Raw genomic sequence first — 6,522 nt, 5'->3', positions numbered from 1 at the left:
CAAGGTTTAGCGTCATTAAGAGATATTTGGATCAATATTCACTACGGGAGATGAACCGCCCATTGCGGACCCGCATGATGGGTGGTGTGGGGGCTGGAGGTTAGAGACCTCCGGCTACCCGATTAGCTAGCAGCAAACACATATTTGCGGCCTAAATAAATGAAGTGTACTGCAACAGCTATTGGTATAAGAAGCCAAATTAATTCGACATTTATACCTAACATAAATGCAAACCCAAGGATTGAGCAAAAGCCGCAGATTATAAATAAACGTAATTTAGTAAACGACAAAAAATATCTGTTTGGCTCTAGAATATGCATTAAAACGGAGATAAACGCGAACATACCTAGAAAGCCTCCAACCTCAATAAGTAGCATAACCAGTGCACCATAATAACCGTCTAATATACCCATAATTGAGATGGGTATAGTGATTAAGCCTAGCCCTAGCAGTATGACTAAAGGACCAAACCCAATTATGGCTTCAACAATGATCAAGAATTTGTATATTGGTCTCATTTGCTAGCTAACATTTTAGTATTTATGCGACACGCAGTTTGTGTTGCATAATCGCTTGTTGGACTGAGGCGCTACCTGCTCGGTGTGTCAGAGTTGGTGTTATTTATGCTATGGGTATTTGCTTTTTATGGCCTAAGTGATATCAAACCAATTCCATTGGCGTGTCTATCGTATCTAAGCTATCCCTGTGCTACTCAGCGTTTATTATGTGCCTATTAAACCTAATGTTTCACCGTTAAGCAATGATCTTTTTCTCACGCACAGTCGCGACTCGCCTGAGCAGTTAAGCAGGTTAACTCATTGATTTGATGCAGCAAGCAAGGCTGCTAACTCGTTCGCGCTATTTTATTTGCCGCCATATCTAAATTCATCACACCAATAAATCGTAAGATACCCGCCTTGCATGACTGACAAGGCCAATACGATATCAATGGTTCTTGCTCTGTTTTGGGCTTCACCGCTTTGCATGCGGTGGATACATGAGCCCTTATCAGGGCTAACTTTCGCTTACGACACGCATTAGCTAAAAAACCATAGTGGCGAATGCGCATAAACCCTTTCGGCAATACATGTTGTAAGTAGCGCCGTAAAAATTCATCACAACTCAGTGTCATTACTTTATCGCGGTTGTTATCTGCATAATCGCGATATTTAAAGCTCACTGATTGCTCATTCACTGACACTAATCGTGATTCTGACATCACGCCTTTTCGGGTATAACGAGCAAGGTAACTAACTAGCTTTTCACTGTACGTTAAACAGGCTTTGCTATACACGCACCATTTGGTTGGCGTGTTTATCTTCGCGAATGAACTATCGCATTCATTGAGCGCCGCCAGCATTTTTCCTCTAAAGACTGTTGATAACGCTTTTACGGGGTATAAATAGCCTTTTTCTATTTCATGCCAGTGCGTTTTTTCAAGTGCACCTGCGGGTATCAAACAATGCAAGTGGATATGCTGACTTAAGTTCTGCCCCCATGTATGCAGTACGCTTGTCATGCCTAACTGGCCATGCATCTTTCGTTTCGCAAATTTACACAGCGTTTGCCATACGGCTTTAAACAAACACTGGTACAACACACTTGGGTTATAGTGAGCAATGATATTCAACTCATGAGGGAGCGTAAAAACAAGGTGGAAATACCGACACGGTAATAAATCCTCTTGCTGTCTTCGCACCCACTTAGCCGTGGCCATGCCTTGGCAACGCGGACAGTGACGGTCTCGACAACTACACCCAATCTGCTGCGACTCCCCACAGCTATCACATTGCCATGCTTGATAACCGAGCTGACCTGTTCTGCATGATTTAAGGTGCTGACAGACACGCAGTTGTTGATAGCTCATCGTATGATGTTGCCGATAATTCTCAAGATTTGAGTTTAAAATATCAGCAAGGTGCAAAGCGCTCATTGTTTACTCCAACTCGCAAGCAAATCAATGCCGCCATGCCCTAACTCAGGTAACCAGTGTAAGTAACTTTGTGTCGTTTTAATATCACTATGACCAAGCTGATGTTGCAATTGATGAAGTGGCATTCCTGATTCAAGTTGATGTGTTGCATAAGCATGGCGTAGTGCATGTGGATTACAGTGTTTTAAACCACACGCTTGTGCGTGTTTTCTCAATGGCTTCCTGAAGGTCGATGCTGACATAGGTTTATCCATTAACAATCGCGAGTAAAACATCCAACCCGTTGGGTGATACATTTTCCAGTAACTGCGTAATTGGTTTAGTACGCTATCTGAAACTACAACATACCGTGACTTATCCCCTTTACCTTGTTCAATTAAAATGGTTTTACGCTGGCCATCGATGTCTTGCACTTTGATACGTAACAATTCGCCAATACGTAAACCGCACCCATAGCAAACCACTATTAACGTTTTTAGTCGCATATCATCCGTACAGCTTTCTATCAGCCCCCGCATATCATCACGTGATAAATAGGTAGGTGCGCGCGACTTCGCTTTTGGCAGTGCAATATCTAAGTTCAATGGCCGATGTAAAATATTCTTAAACAAGAACCAAATACTGTTTATTTGTATTTTCTGACTTGCTCTAGAAAGTTTACGAATAGCGGGATCGTTAAAAAAGGCGTTAAGCTCGTCATCCGTAATCGAGTCAAGCGGTTTATTAAAATAGTGACTGAGTTTAAGTAAATGTTCACAGTAGCTTTTACATGTACTTTGCGAATAACCTCGATAGGCTATTTCAGTTTTGACTTGTTCAATGAGTGTATTCATGACTTACCTCCAAGTTATGGGATAACCCCAAGGTAAGTGTGGCTCAAATGGTCAGAATAGGATCTCCGCGTAGCGGCTTAGTTCAACAATTTAATGGTGCGCTCATCGCGCATATTTCTGCCGACGCTACGCTCATTTTTCTACATTATATAGTTTTAACAAATAACGTAAGGCATTACTATGATTAAGTTTTCTAAAATTTTTAGGTGGAGTTAAATGAACCAATATGCGCGCAGCACTCATTTTAATGAATATATGCGAAAAGAGCAGTTTAACCAATCAATTAACGACGATATTAAGCAAATCTCAATGTCCGGTTATCGCTCTAAGCCGTCATTCAGTTTTAATCATTCATCGTTTGGTTTCGTTGCTCTCAACCACAACCTAAGGTGATAAATTTAACGCCGAACTGTTTTGGCTTTTCCTAGCGCCTAGAACCTCCAGCCTAGTACCTTTCCTTTAATGCTTAATGACTAGCTTGCAGGCAATTAAGCCACTCATCGGGTTCAGCTAAAATAAACTCTAGATGATAATTTTCTTTGGTGGTTATTTTGATTCCAGCGGTGGTAATAGGGATTAAACCGCCGGCTTTAGCTGCGCATTTTTCGACATGGGAAATGTTATTAAGTTTGATGGCATAACAACCCAAGTTAAGTTGTTTATTGAGGGCTTCAAAATGCAGCAGGTTATCAGTAAGAGTAAGGCGGCCATCAGCTTTAGCAACACCCAGTTGTAATGTTGCATAACAACGTTTTAGCTGGGTGATTTTAGATTGTGTAGCGCTCATTATTCATTCCATCGATTTTTTTATTTTATTGAGTGTATGTTGCTAACTTAAATGTGTCAATTATGTAAAATAAATGTTTTTAATTGTTATTTTAAACAGTGCTTTACAGAAAGTTTTTAGCGCGGTGGTGCATTTTTTGTTGTTTATTAACAAGTACAAAAGCAGCCACGACTAATACCATTTGAGTGGCTAGCGCGCACAGCGTTAACATCAAATCCATACGGTTATCAGCGCGTTGCACTAAGCTTAATTCGATAAACCATGCTATGGCGAGCATTAAAACAAGTGAGCCATGTAAATAACGTTGCAGAGTTATTTTAAACTGAAGGTGCTTCCATTGACTAAATATAAGCAGCGCTAAGCTAATTAAGGGGATCAAAAATAGGCTAATAAATGCAATGACTAAAAGTGGTTGCCATGTGCTATTCGTCAGTTGCGTGGTATTTATAAAGTAATCGTTACAACCCGTTAAAAGTGTAAAACAAAAAAGTAGGCTAATTAATTTTATTGGCAATGTTGTTATCGTCATGATTTATATGTGTTCTATTGTTAGTTATTAAGCCTTGCTTTATATAAGTAAGGCTTAATGGATGGTTGTATTTAAAAATAGTCTAAACGTAGGTGTTGTTTTAGCTTAATTAAGCATGCGCCATAATTAACTCTTTTGCGTTAGCTTTGGCTGTTTTACTGATGTTATCACCACCAAGTAAACGGGCAATTTCATCAATACGGCCATGTTTACTGAGTGGCAACATTTGTGTAAAGGTTTCGCCATTGGCAATTTCTTTGGCCACAAAAAACTGCTGATGCCCCGAGCTGGCAACTTGCGGTAAATGGGTTACGCAGATAACTTGAGTTGATTTGCCTAATTGACGTAAAAGCTTGCCTACAGCTGCTGCAGTTGGTCCAGAAATACCTACATCCACTTCATCAAAAATAAGCGTTGGCGTAGTGACTTTTTGCGCAATAATAACTTGTATCGCTAAACTTATACGCGACAGCTCACCGCCAGAGGCGACTTTAGACAGTGGTTGTAATGGCTGCCCGGGGTTGGTTGATACTAAAAACGCTACATTATCAAAACCTAGGCTGTTTGGTGCTTTTTCAGGTTGTGGTGTAAGGGCGATTTCAAACACACCATTTTCCATTGATAAATGCGCCATGCTTGCACTGATCAATGTATTTAATGTCTGCGCGGCCTCATGACGGCTTTCGCTTAGGGTTTGCGCAGCTTGCTGATAAGCTGCTAATGCTTGGTTAATTTCACCTTCAAGTTGCGTTAAACGGGTAGAGTTATTACTAATCGACTCAAGCTCTTGTGTGATACTTTGGTGAAACTCAACTAAGTCCTCTGGTTTAATATGGTGTTTACGTGATAAATCCATCGCACCACTTAATCGTGTTTCAACGTCGATTAGTCGGCTCGGATCAAGTTCAGCTTGCTCTGCATAATTACGAATTTCACGACTCGCTTCCTCAACTTGCACAGCCGCTTCTTCGAGTAAAGCAGCCACACTAGCTAGGCTTTCATCAAACCCCGCAAGCTCAGCAAACTGCTGCGCGCTATGTTGTAATAGGGAACAGGCATTTTGCTCGTCATTTTCGTATAAGCTTTGTAACTCTCGTTGGCATGCTTCAATAATAGTTTGGCTGTGGCTGAGCTTATAATGCTCGGCTTCAATTTGCGAAAATTCATCTGGTTGTAAAGCAAACTCATCAAGCTCAGCTACTTGGTACTCTAATAATTGCTTTTGCGCTGCTTGTTGCAACTGGGCTTGTTCGAGCGCGGTAAATTCTTTTTGTAAGTTATGGCAATTACGATAATGCTGGCGCACTGCTTCAACCAGAGGTTGATGACCTGCATAAGCGTCTAATAGCTGGAGTTGATGTTCGCTTTTAAGCAAATATTGGTGAGCATGTTGACCATGAATAGAGATCAAGTACTGACCGATTTCTTTTAGTTGGGCTGCAGTGACTGGGGTGCCATTAATATAACTTTTGCTGCGGCCATTTTTACACACCACACGACGAAGTAAGCACTCTTGCTCATCATTCGATAGCAAATGCTGTTCTAAAAACTGCTTAGCCAAGGGGAGGTTGGTTAAATCGAAGGTGGCGCATATTTCAGCGCGCTCAGTGCCTGGGCGAACAGCTGAGGCTTCGGCACGTTCACCCAAACATAAAGATAAGGCATCAATAGCAATAGATTTACCGGCACCTGTTTCACCCGTAATGGCTGTCATACCGCTTTGCCACTCGGTGCTTAAATTGCTTACAATTGCAAAATTTTTAATCTCTAACCCAGTTAACATACTGTTCATCCATCCAGTCAATTAACTGTTAATTTATACAGTGTTTTGGGTTTTTGCAAATTAATTTTTAATGTCGCTATCTAGTTTATTACTTACTCACTGGTTGATTTCTCAAAATTAGTTTCAGGATCAAGAGGTTTGACATAATCTTCAGGATTCGCAGATAAATCATCAGTGCGTAAAACTTTAATCATGGATGGTAAAAGTTCATGGTAAAACGTTTTATTGTAAGCAACGCCGGCTATGGGTAACTCAGCCACAAAAAAATCTAAGCGTTCAGCTAGTGCATCTCGTTCACCTGTTACATAAGTTTTTGCCAACTCACTACTAATCGTGCTGATCAATGACTCGTTTATGCGTTCAAGATACAATAAGTTTTCGTCAGTATGAGGTTGTACGACAAAGAAATTACTGGCAATAACTTGTATTCTTGGGATGTATTTAGGACGAATTATTTTTGCGTCGCAGTACTCATTTAATTTTATTTTTAACTGTTGAGTTACTTCTTTAACGCGATTATTGAATAGCTTTTTTTGCGCTTCAAGCGCTTTTCGGCGATTATTTTCAATCACCAAATAGCTGCCAAGCAGCGTTATCAGTAATAATAAAGCAAAGAAAACAACATACGTCATTTCGGTTTGATTTCCCTTGAAAAGG

The 6,522-nt window shown here is 40.6% G+C and carries 7 protein-coding genes; 1 reads left to right on the top strand and 6 read right to left on the bottom strand.

All coding sequences use genetic code 11. The annotated features are described in order from the left end of the window. Positions 1–844: 844 nt before the first annotated feature. The gene (locus tag H5203_RS16100; RefSeq protein ID WP_182759216.1) at positions 845–1,933 is read right to left on the bottom strand and encodes an IS91 family transposase; all 1,089 of its coding nucleotides are present in this window, start codon (positions 1,931–1,933) and stop codon (positions 845–847) included. Continuing rightward, complete coding sequence (locus H5203_RS16095; RefSeq protein ID WP_145233014.1) at positions 1,930–2,766, bottom strand: tyrosine-type recombinase/integrase; 837 nt, start codon at positions 2,764–2,766, stop codon at positions 1,930–1,932. The genes H5203_RS16100 and H5203_RS16095 overlap by 4 nt, the downstream gene beginning before the upstream one ends. A gap of 216 nt (positions 2,767–2,982) precedes the next feature. Here H5203_RS16095 and H5203_RS16090 point away from each other — a divergent pair, with 216 nt between their 5' ends. After that, entirely contained in the window at positions 2,983–3,159 is a 177-nt protein-coding gene (locus H5203_RS16090) for a hypothetical protein (RefSeq protein WP_182819970.1), read from the top strand. 73 nt (positions 3,160–3,232) lie between these two features. Here H5203_RS16090 and H5203_RS16085 read toward each other — a convergent pair whose 3' ends face one another. The 4 genes from H5203_RS16085 to H5203_RS16070 all read right to left on the bottom strand — a co-directional run bounded on the left by H5203_RS16085 (position 3,233) and on the right by H5203_RS16070 (position 6,497). Next, complete coding sequence (locus H5203_RS16085; RefSeq protein ID WP_145242196.1) at positions 3,233–3,553, bottom strand: hypothetical protein; 321 nt, start codon at positions 3,551–3,553, stop codon at positions 3,233–3,235. Between the two features lie 103 nt (positions 3,554–3,656). Then, positions 3,657–4,082 (bottom strand): hypothetical protein, encoded by a 426-nt coding sequence (locus tag H5203_RS16080; RefSeq protein ID WP_145242198.1) that lies wholly within the window; start codon positions 4,080–4,082, stop codon positions 3,657–3,659. A 109-nt stretch (positions 4,083–4,191) separates the two neighbouring features. Continuing rightward, positions 4,192–5,865 (bottom strand): DNA repair protein RecN, encoded by a 1,674-nt coding sequence (gene recN, locus H5203_RS16075; RefSeq protein ID WP_182819969.1) that lies wholly within the window; start codon positions 5,863–5,865, stop codon positions 4,192–4,194. A 92-nt stretch (positions 5,866–5,957) separates the two neighbouring features. Continuing rightward, positions 5,958–6,497, bottom strand: a complete 540-nt coding sequence (locus H5203_RS16070) for a hypothetical protein (protein WP_182819968.1) — start codon at positions 6,495–6,497, stop codon at positions 5,958–5,960. Positions 6,498–6,522 lie beyond the last annotated feature (25 nt).

It is taken from the genome of Pseudoalteromonas sp. SG41-1, from assembly GCF_014164575.1.
Taxonomy (GTDB): Bacteria; Pseudomonadota; Gammaproteobacteria; order Enterobacterales; family Alteromonadaceae; genus Pseudoalteromonas; species Pseudoalteromonas rhizosphaerae.
The sequence above is the reverse complement of the archived record's forward strand: the minus strand, read 5'-3'. Positions and strand labels throughout refer to the sequence as shown.

Bases quoted from the DNA above. Each gene is read 5' to 3' on its own strand.
- H5203_RS16100 (WP_182759216.1), bottom strand. From the start codon at position 1,933: ATGAGCGCTTTGCACCTTGCTGATATTTTAAACTCAAATCTTGAGAAT.
- H5203_RS16095 (WP_145233014.1), bottom strand. From the start codon at position 2,766: ATGAATACACTCATTGAACAAGTCAAAACTGAAATAGCCTATCGAGGT.
- H5203_RS16090 (WP_182819970.1), top strand. From the start codon at position 2,983: ATGAACCAATATGCGCGCAGCACTCATTTTAATGAATATATGCGAAAA.
- H5203_RS16085 (WP_145242196.1), bottom strand. From the start codon at position 3,553: ATGAGCGCTACACAATCTAAAATCACCCAGCTAAAACGTTGTTATGCA.
- H5203_RS16080 (WP_145242198.1), bottom strand. From the start codon at position 4,082: ATGACGATAACAACATTGCCAATAAAATTAATTAGCCTACTTTTTTGT.
- recN (WP_182819969.1), bottom strand. From the start codon at position 5,865: ATGTTAACTGGGTTAGAGATTAAAAATTTTGCAATTGTAAGCAATTTA.
- H5203_RS16070 (WP_182819968.1), bottom strand. From the start codon at position 6,497: ATGACGTATGTTGTTTTCTTTGCTTTATTATTACTGATAACGCTGCTT.